This window comes from Streptomyces flaveolus, assembly GCF_014648815.1.
GTDB lineage: Bacteria > Actinomycetota > Actinomycetes > Streptomycetales > Streptomycetaceae > Streptomyces > Streptomyces flaveolus.
The window spans coordinates 405,740-422,509 of record NZ_BMRV01000005.1; the positions used below are offsets into that span (position 1 = coordinate 405,740).

Annotated in this window: 10 protein-coding genes and 1 pseudogene; 6 read left to right on the forward strand and 5 right to left on the reverse strand. The window is 74.5% G+C overall.

Annotated elements, in window-relative coordinates; all coding sequences use genetic code 11:
* Window positions 1-65: 65 nt before the first annotated feature.
* Window positions 66-1,907: a hypothetical protein gene (locus IEZ05_RS15635; RefSeq protein WP_189230693.1), complete on the reverse strand. Its 1,842-nt coding sequence runs from the start codon at window positions 1,905-1,907 to the stop codon at window positions 66-68.
* A 49-nt stretch (window positions 1,908-1,956) separates the two neighbouring features.
* Window positions 1,957-2,151, reverse strand: a complete 195-nt coding sequence (locus IEZ05_RS15640; RefSeq protein ID WP_161166034.1) for a hypothetical protein — start codon at window positions 2,149-2,151, stop codon at window positions 1,957-1,959.
* A 312-nt stretch (window positions 2,152-2,463) separates the two neighbouring features.
* Between IEZ05_RS15640 and IEZ05_RS15645 the strand changes: the two genes are divergently transcribed.
* Entirely contained in the window at window positions 2,464-2,856 is a 393-nt protein-coding gene (locus IEZ05_RS15645; RefSeq protein WP_189230694.1) for an ankyrin repeat domain-containing protein, read from the forward strand.
* A gap of 322 nt (window positions 2,857-3,178) precedes the next feature.
* On the forward strand, window positions 3,179-4,597 hold the full coding sequence (locus IEZ05_RS15650) for a HEAT repeat domain-containing protein (RefSeq protein ID WP_189230695.1): 1,419 nt from the start codon (window positions 3,179-3,181) through the stop codon (window positions 4,595-4,597).
* 271 nt (window positions 4,598-4,868) lie between these two features.
* On the opposite strand, the gene IEZ05_RS15655 is transcribed toward IEZ05_RS15650, so the two are convergent.
* Window positions 4,869-5,702: a putative hydro-lyase gene (locus IEZ05_RS15655; protein WP_189230696.1), complete on the reverse strand. Its 834-nt coding sequence runs from the start codon at window positions 5,700-5,702 to the stop codon at window positions 4,869-4,871.
* Window positions 5,699-6,986: pseudogene (locus tag IEZ05_RS15660) on the reverse strand (MFS transporter). Before IEZ05_RS15660 ends, IEZ05_RS15655 begins: the two are co-directional and overlap by 4 nt.
* A 181-nt stretch (window positions 6,987-7,167) precedes the next feature.
* Here IEZ05_RS15660 and IEZ05_RS15665 point away from each other — a divergent pair.
* The 4 genes from IEZ05_RS15665 to IEZ05_RS15680 all read left to right on the forward strand — a co-directional run bounded on the left by IEZ05_RS15665 (window position 7,168) and on the right by IEZ05_RS15680 (window position 15,210).
* On the forward strand, window positions 7,168-7,875 hold the full coding sequence (locus tag IEZ05_RS15665) for a GntR family transcriptional regulator (protein ID WP_189230697.1): 708 nt from the start codon (window positions 7,168-7,170) through the stop codon (window positions 7,873-7,875).
* 92 nt (window positions 7,876-7,967) lie between these two features.
* Window positions 7,968-9,494 (forward strand): hypothetical protein, encoded by a 1,527-nt coding sequence (locus tag IEZ05_RS15670; RefSeq protein WP_189230698.1) that lies wholly within the window; start codon window positions 7,968-7,970, stop codon window positions 9,492-9,494.
* Between the two features lie 115 nt (window positions 9,495-9,609).
* Window positions 9,610-10,491: a hypothetical protein gene (locus tag IEZ05_RS15675; RefSeq protein ID WP_189230699.1), complete on the forward strand. Its 882-nt coding sequence runs from the start codon at window positions 9,610-9,612 to the stop codon at window positions 10,489-10,491.
* 54 nt (window positions 10,492-10,545) lie between these two features.
* Window positions 10,546-15,210, forward strand: a complete 4,665-nt coding sequence (locus IEZ05_RS15680) for a hypothetical protein (protein WP_189230700.1) — start codon at window positions 10,546-10,548, stop codon at window positions 15,208-15,210.
* Here the strand turns inward: IEZ05_RS15680 and IEZ05_RS15685 are convergent.
* Complete coding sequence (locus IEZ05_RS15685; protein WP_189230701.1) at window positions 15,207-16,757, reverse strand: GMC family oxidoreductase; 1,551 nt, start codon at window positions 16,755-16,757, stop codon at window positions 15,207-15,209. The two genes, IEZ05_RS15680 and IEZ05_RS15685, sit on opposite strands and share 4 nt — an antisense overlap.
* Window positions 16,758-16,770: the final 13 nt, after the last annotated feature.

Consider the following 16,770-nt stretch of genomic DNA (forward strand, 5'->3'; position numbering starts at 1 on the left):
GGGAGCGCGGGGGGCGGCCGGTGGCCCGGCCGGGCGGGGCGACACCGCGCGGCCGGACCCGCGGGTCAGGTCGTCTCCGCCGCGACGGCCTTGGCGGGAACGGCTTTTGCGGCGACGGCCTCGGCGGGAACCGAATCCGGGGCGACCGGTTCGGCCGGCGCCGCTCCGGCGACGGTCCTCTCCGGTGCGGGGGAGGCCGTGACCGGCCCGGGCATGTCGGGGGATTCTTCCGTCTCCCCGGGGGACGTCTTCGTCCCGGCGGGGGCGGACCTGGTCTCGAGCCTCGCCGTCCCCTCGGTGGCGACGGTCCGCGTCTCGACCGGGACGCCCTTCGTCTTGATCAGGATCGTGTGCGGCCTGGCCTTCGCGGGCACGGCCGCCTGTTCGCCGTCGGCGGGCGTCGTGCGCGGCGGCAGCAGGTCGAGGACCGCCTGCCGCTGCGCGTCGCTCGTCGCGTCGTCGTAGGGGTCCGGCGTGGCCGGTACCTGGAGCCGGTGCACCGGACCGTTGCCCAGGCGGGCGTAGCCGCGGCCGGGCGGCACCTGGTCGACGGGCGTGGTGTGCGGGGCGGCACCCAGCACGGTCGTCAGTTCGTCGGCCGTGGCCGGACCGAGCACCACCCGCGCGCGCGTGTGCTGCCGTACGGCGTCGACGAGGCCGTCCAGCGCGTCCAGCTGGTCGGCGACGACCACTGTCACGTTCGCAGCTCGGCCGTGCCGCAGCGGGATCTGGAGCAGGGACTGGGGATCCCTGCGGCCGTCCGCGGCGGCCAGGTGCGTGAACGCGCTCGGACGGTCCACCAGGACCCACAGGGGCCGCCGGGTGTCGTCGGGCGCCGGCCGGCCTTCCTGCCGGGCCCGGTTGACGGCGATCAGCCGGCGCTCCGTCTCGTGAGCCGCCCACTCGAGGCTGGTCAGCGCTCCGGCGAGGCCGCACTCGACGGCCAGGACGCCGTCGCGCCCGGTCAGACAGGCGTACTCGCCGGTGCCGCCGCCGTCCACGATGACCAGGTCGCCGTGGTGCAGGGCCTGGAGGGCGATCGAGCGCAGCAGGGTGGAGGTGCCGGTGCCGGGCTGCCCGAGGACCAGCAGATGCGGCTCGGTGGAGCGGATGCCCGTGCGCCAGACGACCGGCGGCACGTCCCGCTGCTCCTCGCCGTGGGTGAGGGGCAGGGTGCGCTGCACCCGGGTCGGGTCGGTGAAGCCCAGGACCGTCTCGCCCGGTGCCGTGACGAACCGCTGGGCGGCGATGTCGGTGGGCAGCGGCGGGAGGACGGCGACGGTGAGGTGGTTGGCCTCCTCGTCCCACGTGTAGTGGTACTCGCGGCCCCGGCCGGCCTTGGCGGTGAGCAGGTGCTCGATCCGCGCCCTGGACTGGGCCTCCCCGTCGGTGAAGTACGCCGGGTAGCGGATCACCAGCTCGGTGACACGGCCGGCGTCGTCGAACTCGTGGGCCGGGAACGCCTTCTCCCACGCGCCGCCGTGGACGTAGAGCGGATCGGGGTCCTCGGCGATCGAGAAGTAGGGGACCAGCGCCTCGTAGAGCGACTTGAGGCGCTGGATCTGCGCGTCGTCGGGGCCCTGGGGCCCCGGCGGCGTGCGGTCCCTGCCCTGCCACGCCGCCGCCGTCATCAGGACGATGACGGCGAGCAGCGGGCCGTACGGAGCCAGCGCCACGACCAGGACCACGGAGGCCACCAGGAACAGCAGCGCACCGCGCCGGTCCTTGGGGGTCTCGGTCCATCTGCGCCGGGCGGCCGAGGCCAGCCGTCGCAGACCGCGGCCGATCGTGATGAGCGGCTGGAGGACGTCCGTGGCGCTGTCGGCCGCCGTCCGGGCCAGCTCCCGGCTCCGGGCGAGCTGTGCGCCGCCGTTGCTCAGAATGCGGGGGAGGGGCCGCCGGGCCACTGCTGCCTCCTGGGAGTCCGTACGTGCGGGTTTCGGGCGGGCCGAGCCGTCAGAACTTGATTCCGCCGAGGAGGCCCGCCAGGCTCTCGCCGCCCGCTCTGATGCTCGGGGCGATGGCCGTGCTGGCGAGGTAGAAGCCGAACAGGACCGCGACCAGCGCGTGAGAGGCCTTGAGGCCGTCCTTGCGGAAGAAGATGAAGACGACGATGCCGAGCAGGACCACGCCTGAGATCGAGAGGATCATGTGAGTTCTCCTGGTTCGCGGGGACAGTCACCATGAGTACTTCCAGGCTCACAGGATGTATCCATACGATTAAAGGTGCAAATGGAGGAATTTTCATGAATTTGCCCCGTGTGGCGGAGCGGTCCTCGGGCCGGCCGCGCGCGGGGGTTGCGCCGGGCCGGGTCCGTGACGATCTTTGCCTCGGGCGCGTCCGCTCATGTGCGGCGCGAGCCAGTACCCTGGCGATTCACTCGTACGGCCGCACCGCTCGCGGCCGTGCGCACACGCAGTCCCCGACGTTCGAACGTCCGTGAGTGAGAGGTGGTCCGGCCGATGAGTGAAGCCCCCGACCCCGAGGTCGTGGAGCTGGCGACCAAGATCTTCGATCTGGCCCGGCAGGGGCGGACCGAGGAGCTGGTGGCCTATGTGGACGCCGGCGTTCCGGCCAACCTCACCAACGACCGGGGTGACTCCCTCGTCATGCTCGCCGCCTACCACGGCCACGCCGACGCGGTCCGCGAGCTGCTGACCCGAGGCGCCGACGTGGACCGGGTCAACGACCGGGGCCAGACACCGCTGGCCGGTGCCGCCTTCAAGGGGGAGACGGACGTGGCCAAGGCGCTCCTCGAGGCCGGCGCGGATCCGTCCGCGGGCACCCCGTCGGCGGTCGACACGGCGCGGATGTTCGCCCGGACCGAGCTGCTGGAGCTGTTCGGGGTGGCGTGATCCCTGGCTGATCCACTCCTGGTTCCATGCGCTGACCAGGGAAAATACGACAAACGGGGGAGGCGGTACGGGGCCGCCGAAATTTCGGTCGCGGCAGATGTGACCGCCGGGTCATCATGACGACGTGGTTCACGGACGCGATGGCTGGGCAGGTTTGGCCGCACCGCGCGGGCCGTGATGCGGCCCGCATGGGCCACCGACGAGAGGCAGAGAAACATGGTTCACGGCAAGCAAGAGACGGCGGGCGCTCCGACGTGTTGTCACGCGGCCAGGTAACGCGTGGTTCCCGGTTGCGTCGACGCTTGATGTGAGGCTGTTTCCCATGTTCGATCCGGTCATAGCGCCCAGCGGTACCCTGCTCGGCCTGCTGCAGCGGGGTCGCGGCGACGGCACGCTGCACGCGCTCACCGCCCCGCGTGCCGAAGCGCTCGCGGCACTGAACCACTGTGTGCTACGCGATCCCCGCCACGACTGGCAGGTGGAGAACCGCTCCCTCTACTACGCCCGCCTCTACCTCGACCTGCACGGCGAGCTGGACGCGATCGAGACCCACCTCTTCGACCCCGAGGACGTCCTCGACTCCGACGAGTCACGCACCGGGCTGGCCCTCGCGGTGCTCGGCCACCTCGCCTCCTACGGCAGGCTCGACGCGCTCCAGCTGCTGCGCCGGTACGCCGCCCACGGCGTCAACTGGGCCTGGGCCCTGGACGAGCTGGCGCTGCGCGACGACGACGCGGGGCTGCGCGCCCTCGCCGCGCCCGTACTGGCCCGCTTCCCACGAGATGCCGAGGGCGACGCCGAACTGGCCGCCGCCGTGCGCGACGCCTTCGAACCCAGGCCCTGGCGGCTGTGGGCGGAGGACTCCCGCGAATCGATCGCCACGCGCGTGCGTGCCGCCCACGAGGCGGGCTGCTTCGACCGCTGGCAGCGGCAGATGAGTCCCAGCGGGCCGCGTCCGGGCTGGAGCGTCCGGGCCGTGTTCGAGTGGGCCCAGCAGGGCGTCGAGCGCGGCGCCGCGCTCCACGTCCCCGCCGCCCGCTGCCTCACCGCGGTCGCCGGCCCCGACGACCGGGCCGAGATCGTCGAGGCCGCGCGGACCGGCACCGAAGGCGCCCGCTGCACGGCCCTGCGCTATCTCGCCGACTGCGAGGATCCCGAGGCCCTCGGTCTGATCGAGGGCGCCGTGATCACCGGTTCGGCACCCGTCGTGGAGGCCGCCGTCGCCGCCTTCGAGCGCATGCGCGGCCCCGCCGCCGTCGACCGGGCGCGCGGCTGGGTCCACCGGCCCGACGCCCTCGGCGCCGCCGCCGGGCGCGTGCTCGCCTGCCGGGGCGGCGCCCAGGACAGCGAACTCGTCCTCGCCGCACTGCGGGAGGCGGTACGGGGCGAGGGCCCCGACGCGCCCACCCTGTGGACCCTCGTGGACGGCACCGGCCGGCTCGGCATCGCCTGCGCCGCCCCGGTCCTGCGCCACATCTACCGCGAGACCGCCTCCTCCCATCTGCGTGGCCGGGCCGCCCGCGCACTGGCCGCCACCGACCCGTCCTTCGCCGCCGGCTTCGCCGTCGAGTGCCTGTGGGACTGCGAGGAGACGACCCGGGAACTGGCCGCCCGCTATGCCGAGACCGGCGACAACCGCGTCGTCGAACGGCTGCGCCGGCTCGCCGCCGATCCGGCCGAGGAGGACGAGGTCCAGACGGCGGTACGCAGCCGCTTCGGACCGGACGCGCCGGCCGTGTGATCCACGGCCGGCGAGGGGCGAGACACCCGCCGCGCGCCCTGGCCGCCTCGGGGCCGGGCCCAGGCGAGCCCGTGGTGACCGGCCACCGCGGACGCCGGCCCGGCCGACGGTGCCCCGACCCGCTGACGCACCCGCCGACGCGGGCCGCCGACGAACCCCGGCGCCACGCGCGCGAGACGGGCGCCGGGGCATCCGGCACCCGCCCGCAGCGGTGGCCCGCCACTCCCGCGGCGCTGCCCGGTGCCTCCCGGCACAACGTCCTGGGCGGGTGTCAGGCCACGCGGTACTGCTCGTCGCGGGCGTCGGTGAGGAACATCTGCCCCGGGGCGTGGGTGAGGGCGAAGGGCGGGCGCGAGGCCATCACCGCCGCCTGCGGGGTCACTCCGCAGGCCCAGAACACCGGGATGTCGTCCGGCGCGGTGTCCACCGGGTCGCCGAAGTCCGGCCGGCCCAGGTCGCCGATGCCGAGCGCCGAGGGATCGCCGCAGTGCACCGGGCTGCCGTGCACCGCCGGGAGCAGGCTGGTCTCGTGGATCGCCGCCGACAGGTGCGCGGGCGGCACCGGGCGCATGGAGACCACCATCGGGCCGTGCAGCCGCCCCGCCGGACGGCACTGGCGGCTGGTCACGTACATCGGCACGTTGCGGCCCTGCTCGACGTGGCGGATCGGCACGCCCGCCGAGGTCAGCGCCCACTCGAAGGTGAAGCTGCAGCCGATGAGGAACGACACGAGGTCGTCCCGCCAGTGCGCGCGCACGTCCGTCGGCTCCTCCACCAGCTCGCCGTCCCGCCACACCCGGTAGCGCGGCAGGTCGGTGCGCAGGTCCGCGCCGTCGGCGAGTGCGGTGGTCCAGCTCCCGGCGTCCGTGACGTCCAGCACCGGGCACGGCTTCGGGTTGCGCGTGCAGAACAGCAGCATGTCGTACGCCCAGTCGGCGGGCACCGAGATCAGGTTGGCCTGGGTGTGGCCGGCCGCGACCCCGGCCGTGGGGCCGGTCAGCCCGTCCCGGAAGCGGGCGCGGGCCGTTCCCGGGCTCCACGCGTGCGCGTGCTCGTCGACGAGGGCGATCGGCCGGTCCTCGGCCACGTGGTGCGAGTGGTTCATGCCAGTTCCTTCCCGCGGGTCTCCGGCAGCCCCAGCAGTGCCAGCGAGCGCGCCGCCCACACCCCAGCTGTCGGCCAGGAAGCCGACCGTCGTGGGGAAGACGGCGCCCACGGCGCGTCCGGTGTTGTACGTGAATCCCTGTCCGGCGCCCCGCACCGCCGTCGGGTACAGCTCGCTCAGGTAGGAACCGAAGCCGCTGAAGATGGCCGACATGCAGAAGCCGAGCGGGAAACCGAGCACCAGGAGCAGGGCGTTGGCGCCGCTGGGGATGTTCGCGTACGCCAGGATGCAGACCGCCGACAGCAGCGCGAAGAGCCAGATGTTGCGCCGGCGGCCCAGCAGGTCGGTGAGGTAGCCGCCGGTGAGGTAGCCGAGGAAGGCGCCCGAGATCAGGAACGTCAGATAGCCGCCGGTCCCGACGACCGACAGCTCGCGCTCGTCCTTCAGGTACGTCGGCACCCAGGTGGCGAGGGTGTAGTAGCCGCCCTGGACACCGGTGGAGAGCAGACTCGCGAAGAGCGTGGTGCGCAGCAGGCCCGGCCCGTCGGCCGTGCGCGGCCGGAAGATCGCCGTGAACGAGCCCTTGCCCGGGTCCCGCACGCGGGCCGCGGCGGCCTCGGGCGCGTCGTGGACGCTGCGCCGCACCCAGACCACGAGCACCGCGGGCAGCGCGCCGGTCCAGAACATGACACGCCAGGCCAGGTCGTCGCCCGTCACCGAGAACACCAGCGTGTACACGATCACCGCCAGCGCCCAGCCCGCGGCCCACGCGCTCTGCACCGCGCCGAGGGTCCGGCCCCGGTGCCGGGCGCTCGCGTACTCGGCGACCAGGATCGCGCCGACCGCCCACTCGCCGCCGAAGCCGAGGCCCTGCAGGGCACGGAAGACCAGCAGCGTCTCGTAGTTCGGCGCGAACCCGCAGGCCACCGTGAACACGGCGTAGGTGATCACGGTGAGCAGCAGCGCCCTGACCCGGCCCACACGGTCCGCGAGAACACCCGCGAGGGCGCCGCCGACGGCCGAGACGACCAGGGTGACCGTGGTGAGCAGACCGGTCTGCCCGCTGTCCAGGCCGAAGTACGCGGCCAGCGCGACCATCGTCAGTGGCAGCGTGAAGTAGTCGTAGGAGTCGAGGGCGTAGCCGCCGAACGCGCCGCCGAAGGCGCGCCGGCCCCGCGGACCGAGGGCGCGCAGCCAGCCCGACGGGCCGTCGTCGGTGGGGCGTTCGGCGGCGCCGTCGCGGATGCCGGCGGACCGGGTGGGAGGGGGAGGGGTCGTACTCATGGGCACCTCGCAGGGGAGGACGGAGGGTGCTTGTCGAGTGAGCCGGTCGGTGCGGCGGCGCGGTGGAACGGTGAGTGAGCGGGCGCCGCGGGAGAACACCTGAAGGCACCGTAGGGGATCGTTCAACGATCCCTCAATACCCATGTTGTTTCGTTCTGGTATCTGCGATTGAATTCCGGGCATGGCAGAGCAGTTGACGGGACTGGCCGACGACCGTGCCCTCCTCGGGCGGACCAGCACGGCGGAGCGGGTCTCGGACATCCTCAGGAGCCGCATCGCGGACGGGTACTTCCCACCCGGGACGCGCTTGTCCGAGGACAGCATCGGCGGCGCACTCGGCGTCTCCCGCAACACGCTGCGCGAGGCGTTCCGGCTGCTCACCCACGAACGCCTGCTCGTCCACGAGCTGAACCGGGGCGTCTTCGTCCGGGTCCTGACCGTCGAGGACGTCGAGGACATCTACCGCACCCGCGCCCTCGTCGAGTGCGCCGTCGTCCGGGGCCTCGGCGAGCCGCCGTACGGCCTCGACGGGGTCGCCTCGGCCGTCGAGGACGGGCGGCGGTCGGCCGTCGAAGGTGACTGGAAAGGGGTGGGTACGGCCAACATCCACTTCCACCGGGAGCTGGTCGCCCTCGCCGGCAGTGAGCGCACGGACGAGCTGATGCGCAGCGTCTTCGCCGAACTGCGCCTCGCCTTCCACGTCGTGGACGACCCGCGGCGCCTGCACGAGCCGTACATCGCGCGGAACGCGGAGATACTCGAGGCCCTCCGGGCGGGAGAACGCGAGACGGCCGCGCGGCTGCTCGCCGTCTACCTCGAGAACTCGCTGGAGCGGGTCGTGGACGTGTACCTGCGGCGGGTCGGCGACGACGGCGCCGCCCCCGCCTGAGGGGCGGCGGAGGCCGGGCGCGGGGCCGGTGCCGGCTCGGTGGTTCTGCGTCGTTTGGGTCGTTGTCGGACCGAGGACCTAGTCTGTGCACCGTGACTTCGCCTGCATCGACGGACAGCGTTCCGCCCCAGCTCAGCGCGGGGCCGCGCCCCGCCCCGGGCCCGGCCGCCGACGAGGGACTGGCGCGGCGGCTGCGCGCGCTCGCCTGCACGGCGCCGCTGCACGACCTCGACGCGCGCAAGGCCAACCTCGCCGGCGAGTACTCGGTGTACGGCATGGCGGAGGTGGCCCTCGCGGCCATCGACCTCGTCACACTGAACATGGACTTCGACACGGGCGCCGACCACGACCAGATAGTCGCCCGGCTCGTCCCGCGCGTCGCCGCCCAGGCCCCGGCACGGCCCGCCGCCGAGCACGAGCGGGTGGCCCGCTGGGTCCTGGAGAACCTGATCAACGTCGGCAGCGTCGACCGCGGCTTCCGCGCGGTGTACGGCACCTTCGAGCCGGACGGCACCTATGTGCGGCGCGACTACGACTTCAAGCTCCTGGAGGAGGTCCCCGGCCCCGGCGGCACCGTCTATCTGCGCACCACCGACGAAGCGGTCAACGTCCTGGTCGGCGCCCTGGACACCGATGTCACCAGCGCCCAGATCGCCGCCGAGGTCAAGCTGGAGGTGCTGATCAGCCGCGGTCGGCTCGCCGACGCCCAGCTCGCCGCCGAGCAGGCCCGCTACCGGACCGTCCAGTACTCGGAGACCCTGCGCAAGGCCCTCGACGCCACCCGGCGCAACGTCCGCGCGGTCGACTGGCTGACCGCCGTCCCCGACATGATCGCCGAGGCCCTGGACCACGTCGCCGACCGGTACCGGCACGAGAACGCCATCCTCACCAACATCCGCAAGGCCCGCGACGAGTCCGAGGACCCCGAGCAGAAGCGGCGCGCCGCCGAGCTCGTCGACATCGTCAAGGACTGCATCCGCCGCCACACCCAGCTGCAGTCCCGGCTGCTGGAGGCCGGCCCGCTCTTCCGCGCCGAACAGGACCGGCAGGCCTTCGCCACCCCCCTGACGACCTCGGGCCTCGACCTGTACGGGCACCTGGTCGCCCCCGTCCTGCCGCTGCCGCTGGACCAGGCGCTCCGCGCGACCGACGCCTTCTTCGCGCACGGCACCGGTTTGCGCACACCCGTCTCGGTGCGGGTCGGCGACCTAGTCGACATCCTGCTGACCCCGCCGGTGGAGCGGGAACACCTGGGCGCCGAGATGCCGGAACCCGACCTGATCGCCACCCCGGACGACAGCCGCTTCAGCGAGGAACAGCTGGCCTCCGCCATGGAACTGCTCGACCTGCCGCACGACGCCCCGCGCCGTCTGTCCGGGCTGCTGGCCGACGCGCGCGCACAGGACCCCGACCTGCCGTACCTCGTCGCCCTGCTGGCCGTGCACGCGGCCAGCCCGCCGGTCGGCACCGCCTACCGGCAGGGCGAGCCCAAGCTGCTGTTCGCCGTGGACGACGGCACCGAGCTGGACGATCCCGAGTTCGGCGGCGCCGACCTCATCGTCGGCACCGCGCTGCTGGACGCGGCGGGGATGGCGGCGGACCGGACGGAGGCCGCGTGAACGGCGCCGGACCACCCGGGCGGCCCGGCAGCCGGCGCCGGCCCGGAACCGCCCACCCGCACCGCGGGAACCAGCAGCACGGCACCACCCACCAGCACAGCGAGGAGCACCGACCGTGACCGAGCACGTCGACCGGAGCGAACCGGAGGCGGGAGCCGCACCGGCCACCGCGGCCGTCACGCCCGCCGACGCCGCCGACGCGGCGCGGCTCGTGGCCTTCGGCCTCCAGCCCAAGCTGCTCCCCGCCCGCGACCAGGAGTACGCCGACCTGCTGCGCCGCTACCGCGAGGACCCGCCCTTCGCGCGGCTCGCCGACGCCGTGGCGGCCGGCCTCGGCCTCGTCGTCCTCGAGGTGTCCCCGCGCGCGGGGATGGCCGTCACCGCCGCCGAGGACTCGGTGTTCGCCGTCCGCATGGGCGACTACGCGCGCCGCGCCGCCACCGACTCCGGCGACCGCTTCCTGCACGGCCTCGCCCACCTCGCCGTCGCCGCCATGGCCTACCCGCGCCCCGAGGACCTCGCCGACGACGGCTACATCGGCCGCGTCACGGTCAACGGGGTGGACGCCTTCGTCCGCCAGGCCTGCCGTCGGCTGGAGGAGCGGGCCGAGCAGCAGGGCGAGAACACCGACCCGGCCACCGACGCCCCGGGCCTGGAGGCGGCCTGGCGCGTCTGGGCCAGACGCAGCGCCACCGGCGCCACCAAGGACGCGCGCCGGCTCCCCGGCTCCACCACCGGCATCGTCGGCAAGGCCGCCGCCTTCCTCACCGAGTCCGGCTTCCTCCAGCGCACCGGCGACGAGAACGGCGGCACCTACCGCACGACCGCCCGCTACCAGCTCCAGGTGCGGGACATGGCGGGCAGCGCCGCGCTGGCCGAGCTGCTGGAGCTGGGCGTCGTCCCGGTCACCGACGGCACGGCGACGCTGCTGCCCGCCGAGGACACGGAGGACCTGGAGCTGGTGGCCGACGCCGGACTGCCGTTCCACTCGTCCTGACCCCGCAACACCCCCGAACGCCCCCGACGTCACGAAGACTTACGAGAGTCCGCCATGTACGAGCTGTCCCGGGTCCGCCTCTACTCCATCGGGCCCGCCGGTGCGCGCTACGCCGACACCGTGCTTGACCTGCGCGGTGTCGGTGAACCCGTACCGCGCCCCGCGCCCGCGCAGGCGGAGTTCTTCGAGGAGGAGCCCGTCGGCCCGCCGCGCCGGCCCGCGCCCGCGGGAGTGCTGTTCCTGGAGAACGGCGGCGGCAAGTCCGTCCTGCTCAAGCTGATCTTCTCCGTGATGCTGCCGGGCCACCGCAACACCCTGGGCGGCGCCAGCTCGGGTGTGCTCCGCAAGTTCCTGCTCGCCGACGACTGCGGACACGTGGCGCTGGAGTGGCAGCACGTGCAGACCGGCGAGTGCGTCGTCGTCGGCAAGGTCAGCGAGTGGCGGGGACGGCAGGTCTCCAACGACCCGCGCAAGTTCGCCGAGGCCTGGTACTCCTTCCGGCCCGGCCCCGGACTCACCCTGGACAACCTGCCCGTCGCCGAGGCCACCTCCGTCCGCCCGCCCGTCGAGGGCGTGTCCGGCGCCCAGGGCCGGCGGCGCACCATGAAGGGCTTCCGGGACGCCATCACCGAGGCCGGGAAGGCCTACCCGCACCTGGAGGTGCACTGGGAGGAGATCCACGACCGCTGGATCGAGCACCTCGGCGACCTCGGCCTCGACCCCGAACTCTTCCGCTACCAGCGCGAGATGAACGCCGACGAGGGCGAGGCCGCCGGCCTCTTCGCGGTCAAGAAGGACTCCGACTTCACCGACCTGCTGCTGCGCGCCGTCACCGACACCCGCGACACCGACGGACTCGCCGACCTGGTCAGCGGCTTCGGCAACAAGCTGGGCCGGCGTGCCGAGCTGATCGCCGAACGCGACTTCACCGCCGGTTCCGTCGACCTCCTCGGCCGCATCGTCGAGGCCGCCGACGCCCGCGGCCGCGCCCGCGACATCCACACCGGCGCCGAACGCCGCACCAGGACCCTGGCGCGCAGACTCTCGGCGCGCGGCGCCCGGGAGCGGGCCCGGACGGCCGACCTCGCCCAGCGGGTCACCGCCGCCGCCTACGCCGTCACGCACGCCGAGTCGGCCCGCGACCGCAGCGGGCTCATCGCCGCCGAACTCGCCTACCGGCACGCCGCGCTGGCCCTGACCGCCGCCGAGAAGTCGGCCGCCGCGCAGAAGCGCGAGCTCGCCGACGCGCGCACCCTGCACGCCGCCTGGCAGGCCGCCGAGGCCGTCCTGCGCCACCGCGCCGCCGCCGACCGCGTCGCCCGCGTGTCCGCCGCCATCCAGGAGGCCGAGCGGGACGCCGCGCCCGCGCTCGCCGCCCGTGCCCAGGCCGCCGTCGACCTCGTCCGCGCCCTGCACGCGGCGGCCACCAAGGCCGAACACCACGCCAACGAGGAGGAGGAGCGCTCCGCCGCCCTCCAGGACGTCGGCGACGCCGCCCACCGCGACTCCACCGCCGCCGCCACCGAGGCCCAGCGGGCCCGCAGCGAGGCCGGGCACCTGCGCCAGCGGCTGACCGAGGTCGAGCAGGAGACCGCCGAGGCGGTCCGCGCCGGCTGGCTCGACGACAGCGCCCCCGACGCCGACCCCGCCCGCGCCGCCCTCGCGGCCAGCGACGCCGAGAAGACGACGGTCGCCGCCTGGGACACCGCCCGCGAGGCCGCCCGCCGGGCCACCGAGCACGCCCGCGAGGCCGCCGCCGCCGAGTCCCGCGCCGAGCTGACCGCGGCCCGCGCGGCCGACGCGGCCACCGCCGCCGAGCGCGCCCACGAGGCCGAACGCCGCACCGCCGAGGCACTGGCGGCCGAGGAGCGTCTCGCGGAGCTGCTCGGCCTGGCCGCCCGGACCCGCCCGGGCATCCCCCAGCCCCGGCAGGACGCGGACCACGACCGCCCCGCCGAGGCGCCCAGGGCGTCCGACGGCGCCCTGACCGCCGAGGAACTCGACCGCTTCGCCGACGAGCTGCGCGAGCTGCTCGACGACACGGTCTCCTCCGCCGAACGCCAGCTGTTCGAGCTGCGCACCGCCGCCGCCGACGACTCCCGCATCCTCGGCGCCCTCGGCGACGGCGGACTGCTGCCGCCCGGCCCCGACGTGCTGGCCACCGTGGAGTTCCTCGGCGAGCACGGCATCCCCGCCCTGCCCGGCTGGCGCTACCTCGCGCAGGCCGTCGACCCCGCCGACCACGCGCGCGTGCTGGCCGCCCGGCCCGAGCTGGTCGACGGCGTGATCATCACCGACCCCGACTCGCACACCCGCGCCCGGGACGTCCTCGGCGACGCCGCCCTGCTGCCGCGCTCCGCGGTCGCCGTCGGCACCGCCGCCGCCCTGCTCGCGCCCACCCCGCCCCCCGGCTCCGGTGCCGAGGACGTCTTCCTCGTACCGCCGAACCCGGCCATGCACGACGAGCACGCCGCCGACGAGGAGCGGCAGACCCTGCGTGCGCGGGCGACGGAGCGCGACGAGGAGATCCGCACGCTCGCCGCCCGGCTCGGCAAGGACCGGGAACTGGCGGCCCGGCTCGCCTCCTGGCGCAGCGGCTGCCCGGCCGGACGCCTCGCCGAACTGGCGCGGACCGCCGAGGAGGCGCGTGCCTTCGCCGAGGAGACCGAGGCCGAGCTGACCGAGGCGCGCACCGCGCGGGCCGAGGCCGACGAGAGCGCCGCCGAGGCCGTGCACCTGCGCGACGAGCGCCAGGAGGCCGCGCAGAAGGCCCGCCGCGCCGCCGACGCCCTCGCCGGACTCGCCTTCCGGCTGCGCGAACGCGCCGGCTGGCAGGCCAGGCTGAGGGAACTCGCCGACGAGGGCGCCGAGGCCGAGGCCCGCGCCCAGGTCTGCCTGGAGCGGGCCCGCGCCGCCGACGAGGACCGCCGCGCCGCCCAGCGCGCCGCCGACGACGCCCGGCGCACCGCCCGCGCACTGCGCGCCGAGCGCTCCGAGATCGCGGGCGCCCCCGACGACGTGTCCGAGGACGCGGCCGGGAACGCCACGGAGGCGCCCAAGGCGTCGCTGCCGGACCTCCGCGAGGCCTACCGCGCCGCCTCCCAGGTGTACGAGAAGGTCGGCGTCGGCGCCGACCTGCGCGCCGAGCAGGCCCGCGCGGAGAGCGACGAGAGCGCGGCACGCGCCGAGCTGGACCGGCTCAGCAACAAGGTCCGCACCCGCGCCGCCCAGCTGCTGGAGTCGCCCGACGGCTCCGACGGGCCCTCCCGGCAGGCCGCCGCCGCCCGCGCCGAGGAACTGGTGCAGCTCCTGGAGACCCGTGTGTCGACCGCGAGCGAACAGCTCGGCCGGCTGCGCGGCGAGGCGGAGCGGCACGCGCCCGAGGACGGCGACGCCCACACCGAACTCCCCGAGGACCTGGTCCCGGCCGACGCCGAGCACGCCCAGACCCTGCTGCGCACGGCCACCGCCGAACTCGCCTCCCGCACCGAGGCGCTGACCCAGGCTCGCGACGCCCACGCCGAACTGCTCGACGCGCACCGCGCCGCCGAGGACGCGGCCGGCGGCTTCGACGAGATCGCCGCGATGCTCCGCGACCTGCTGCGCGAACCCGCGTCCGACGACGAGGCGGAGGACCCCGAGCCGTACCCCGGGAGCCTGGAGGAGGCCCGGCAGGCCGCCGCCGAGGCCCGCCGGTCGCTGCGCGGCTGCGCCGCCGACCTGTCCGCCGCCGAGGCCGCCGTCCGCGAGGCGAGCGACGTCCTCGTCCGGCACGCCAACTCCACGCGCTACGAGCAGGTCCGCACCCCGGCGCGGCAGCAGATCCGCGAGCTGCCCGCCTCCGCGCTGCCCGAGTACGCGGGCAAGTGGGCGGACGCCTTCGCGCCCCGGCTGCGGGTCCTCACCGACGAGCTGGCCCAGCTGGAACGCAACCGGGACTCGATCGTGGACCGGCTGCGCGGCCTGGTCGAGTCCGCGCTCGCCACGCTCCGCTCCGCCCAGCGGCTCTCCCGGCTGCCGGAGGGCCTCGGCGAGTGGTCCGGGCAGGAGTTCCTGCGCATCCGCTTCGAGGAGCCCGACCAGGCCACCCTCACCGAGCGGCTCGGCGAGGTCGTCGACGAGGCGACCAGGGCGGCCGTGAAGAAGAACTCCGACCTGCGCCGCGACGGCATGTCCCTGCTGCTGCGCGGCGTCGCCGCCGCCCTCCACCCCAAGGGCGTCGCCGTCGAGATCCTCAAGCCCGACGCCGTGCTGCGCGCCGAGCGCGTCCCTGTGGGGCAGATGGGCGACGTCTTCTCCGGCGGCCAGCTGCTCACCGCGGCCATCGCCCTGTACTGCACGATGGCCGCCCTCCGCAGCAACGACCGGGGCCGCGATCGGCACCGGCACGCCGGCACCCTGTTCCTCGACAACCCCATCGGCCGCGCCAACGCCACCTACCTGCTGGAGCTCCAGCGGGCCGTGTCCGACGCGCTCGGGGTGCAGCTCCTGTACACCACCGGCCTGTTCGACACGACTGCGCTGGCCGAGTTCCCGCTGGTCATCCGGTTGCGCAACGACGCCGACCTCAGGGCCGGCCTGAAGTACATCAGCGTGGAGGAGCACCTGAGGCCGGGGCTGCCCCAGCAGGCCCCGGCCGGTGAGGGCGAAACGGTGCACAGCGAGATCACGGCGACCCGGATGTACCGACGGCCCCCGGGCGACCGGTCACCCGCCTAGCGGTCCGCCCGGACCAGATCCGCGCACTTCTCGCCGATCATCATCGTCGTGATGCACGGGTTGACGGTCACCAGGTCCGGCATCACCGATCCGTCCGCCACCCGCAGGCCCCCGACCCCCTTGACCCGCAGCCGCGCGTCGAGCGGGGCCAGGGGGTCGTCGTCCGCGCCCATCCGCACCGTGCAGGACGGGTGGTAGACGGTGTTGTGGGTCTTGCGGATGTAGTCGAGCAGTTCGTCGTCGCCGCGCACCTGCGGGCCCGGCGCCAGCTCCGCGCCCGTCCAGCCGCTGAGCGCGGGCTGCGCGGCGATCCGCCGGGCCAGCCGCAGGCCGTGGGTCATCACGCGCACGTCGTGCTCGTGCGTGAAGTACCGCGGGTCCACCTTCGGCTTGTCCCGGTAGTCCCGGGTCCGCAGCCGCACCGTGCCCCGCGACTTCGCGCGCGTCACGTTGGGCGTGAGACAGAAGGCGTTCTCCGAGGTGGGGTAGCCGTGCCGGGCGGTGTTCAGGTCGAACGGCACCGAACCGTAGTGGAACATCAGGTCGGGCCGGTCCAGGCCGGGCTCGGTGTCGTAGAAGATGCCCGCCTCCCACCACTGGCTGGACGTGGTGGTCATCGGCTGCCGGGCCTCCCACATGATGACGCCCTCGGGATGGTCCTGGAGGTTCTCGCCGACGCCGGGGGAGTCCACGGCCACCTCGACGCCGGCCTCGCGCAGGTGCCCCGCCGGTCCGATGCCGGACAGCATCAGCAGCTTCGGCGAGTCGATCGCCCCGCACGAGAGGACCACCTCCCGCCGGGCCCGTACCGTCCGGGTGTGGATCAGGTCCGGGTCCAGGTACTCGGCGCCCACGCACCGCCGCCCCTCCAGCAGGAGCCGCTTGGCCCGCACGCCCGTGCGGACGTCCAGGTTCGGCCGCCTGCCCAGGACCGGGTGCAGATAGGCGACCGAGGACGACTGGCGGATGTTGTTCTCGTCGGAGTTGATCTGGAACCAGTTCGCGCCCCGCACCACCGTCCGGCCCGTGTTGAAGGGCGTCGTCGGGATGCCCGCCTGCGCACACGCCTTCAGCAGCGCGGCCCCGCACGGGTCCTCGCTCTTGAGCGTGCGCAGCTTCACCGGGCCGGTGCGGCCGTGGTGGTCGCCGGGGGCGTCGTTGGACTCCAGCCGCCGGTACAGCGGGAAGAGGTCGGCGGCGCTCCAGCCGGTACAGCCCCGCGCCGCCCAGTCGTCGAGATCCTCGGCCGGCGCCCAGAAGGCGATGCAGGAGTTGTGCGAGGAACAGCCGCCCAGCACCTTGGCGCGGGCGTGCCGCATGAAGCTGTTGCCGCGGGCCTGCGGCTCGACGGGATAGTCCCAGTCGTAGCCGGACTCCAGCAGGCCCATCCAGCGCTCCAGCCGCAGCACGTCGTCGTCGCCGACGTCGCTCGGCCCCGCCTCCAGCACGCACACCGTGACGCCGGGGTCCTCCGAGAGCCGGGCCGCCACCACGTTCCCCGCCGTGCCGCCGCCGACCACCACGTAGTCGAACTCATCGATGTCCACGAGACGTTGTCCT

Excerpts from the sequence above, each read along its gene's own strand:
- IEZ05_RS15640 (WP_161166034.1), bottom strand. The coding sequence starts at position 2,151 with ATGATCCTCTCGATCTCAGGCGTGGTCCTGCTCGGCATCGTCGTCTTC.
- IEZ05_RS15645 (WP_189230694.1), top strand. The coding sequence starts at position 2,464 with ATGAGTGAAGCCCCCGACCCCGAGGTCGTGGAGCTGGCGACCAAGATC.
- IEZ05_RS15650 (WP_189230695.1), top strand. The coding sequence starts at position 3,179 with ATGTTCGATCCGGTCATAGCGCCCAGCGGTACCCTGCTCGGCCTGCTG.
- IEZ05_RS15655 (WP_189230696.1), bottom strand. The coding sequence starts at position 5,702 with ATGAACCACTCGCACCACGTGGCCGAGGACCGGCCGATCGCCCTCGTC.
- IEZ05_RS15665 (WP_189230697.1), top strand. The coding sequence starts at position 7,168 with ATGGCAGAGCAGTTGACGGGACTGGCCGACGACCGTGCCCTCCTCGGG.
- IEZ05_RS15680 (WP_189230700.1), top strand. The coding sequence starts at position 10,546 with ATGTACGAGCTGTCCCGGGTCCGCCTCTACTCCATCGGGCCCGCCGGT.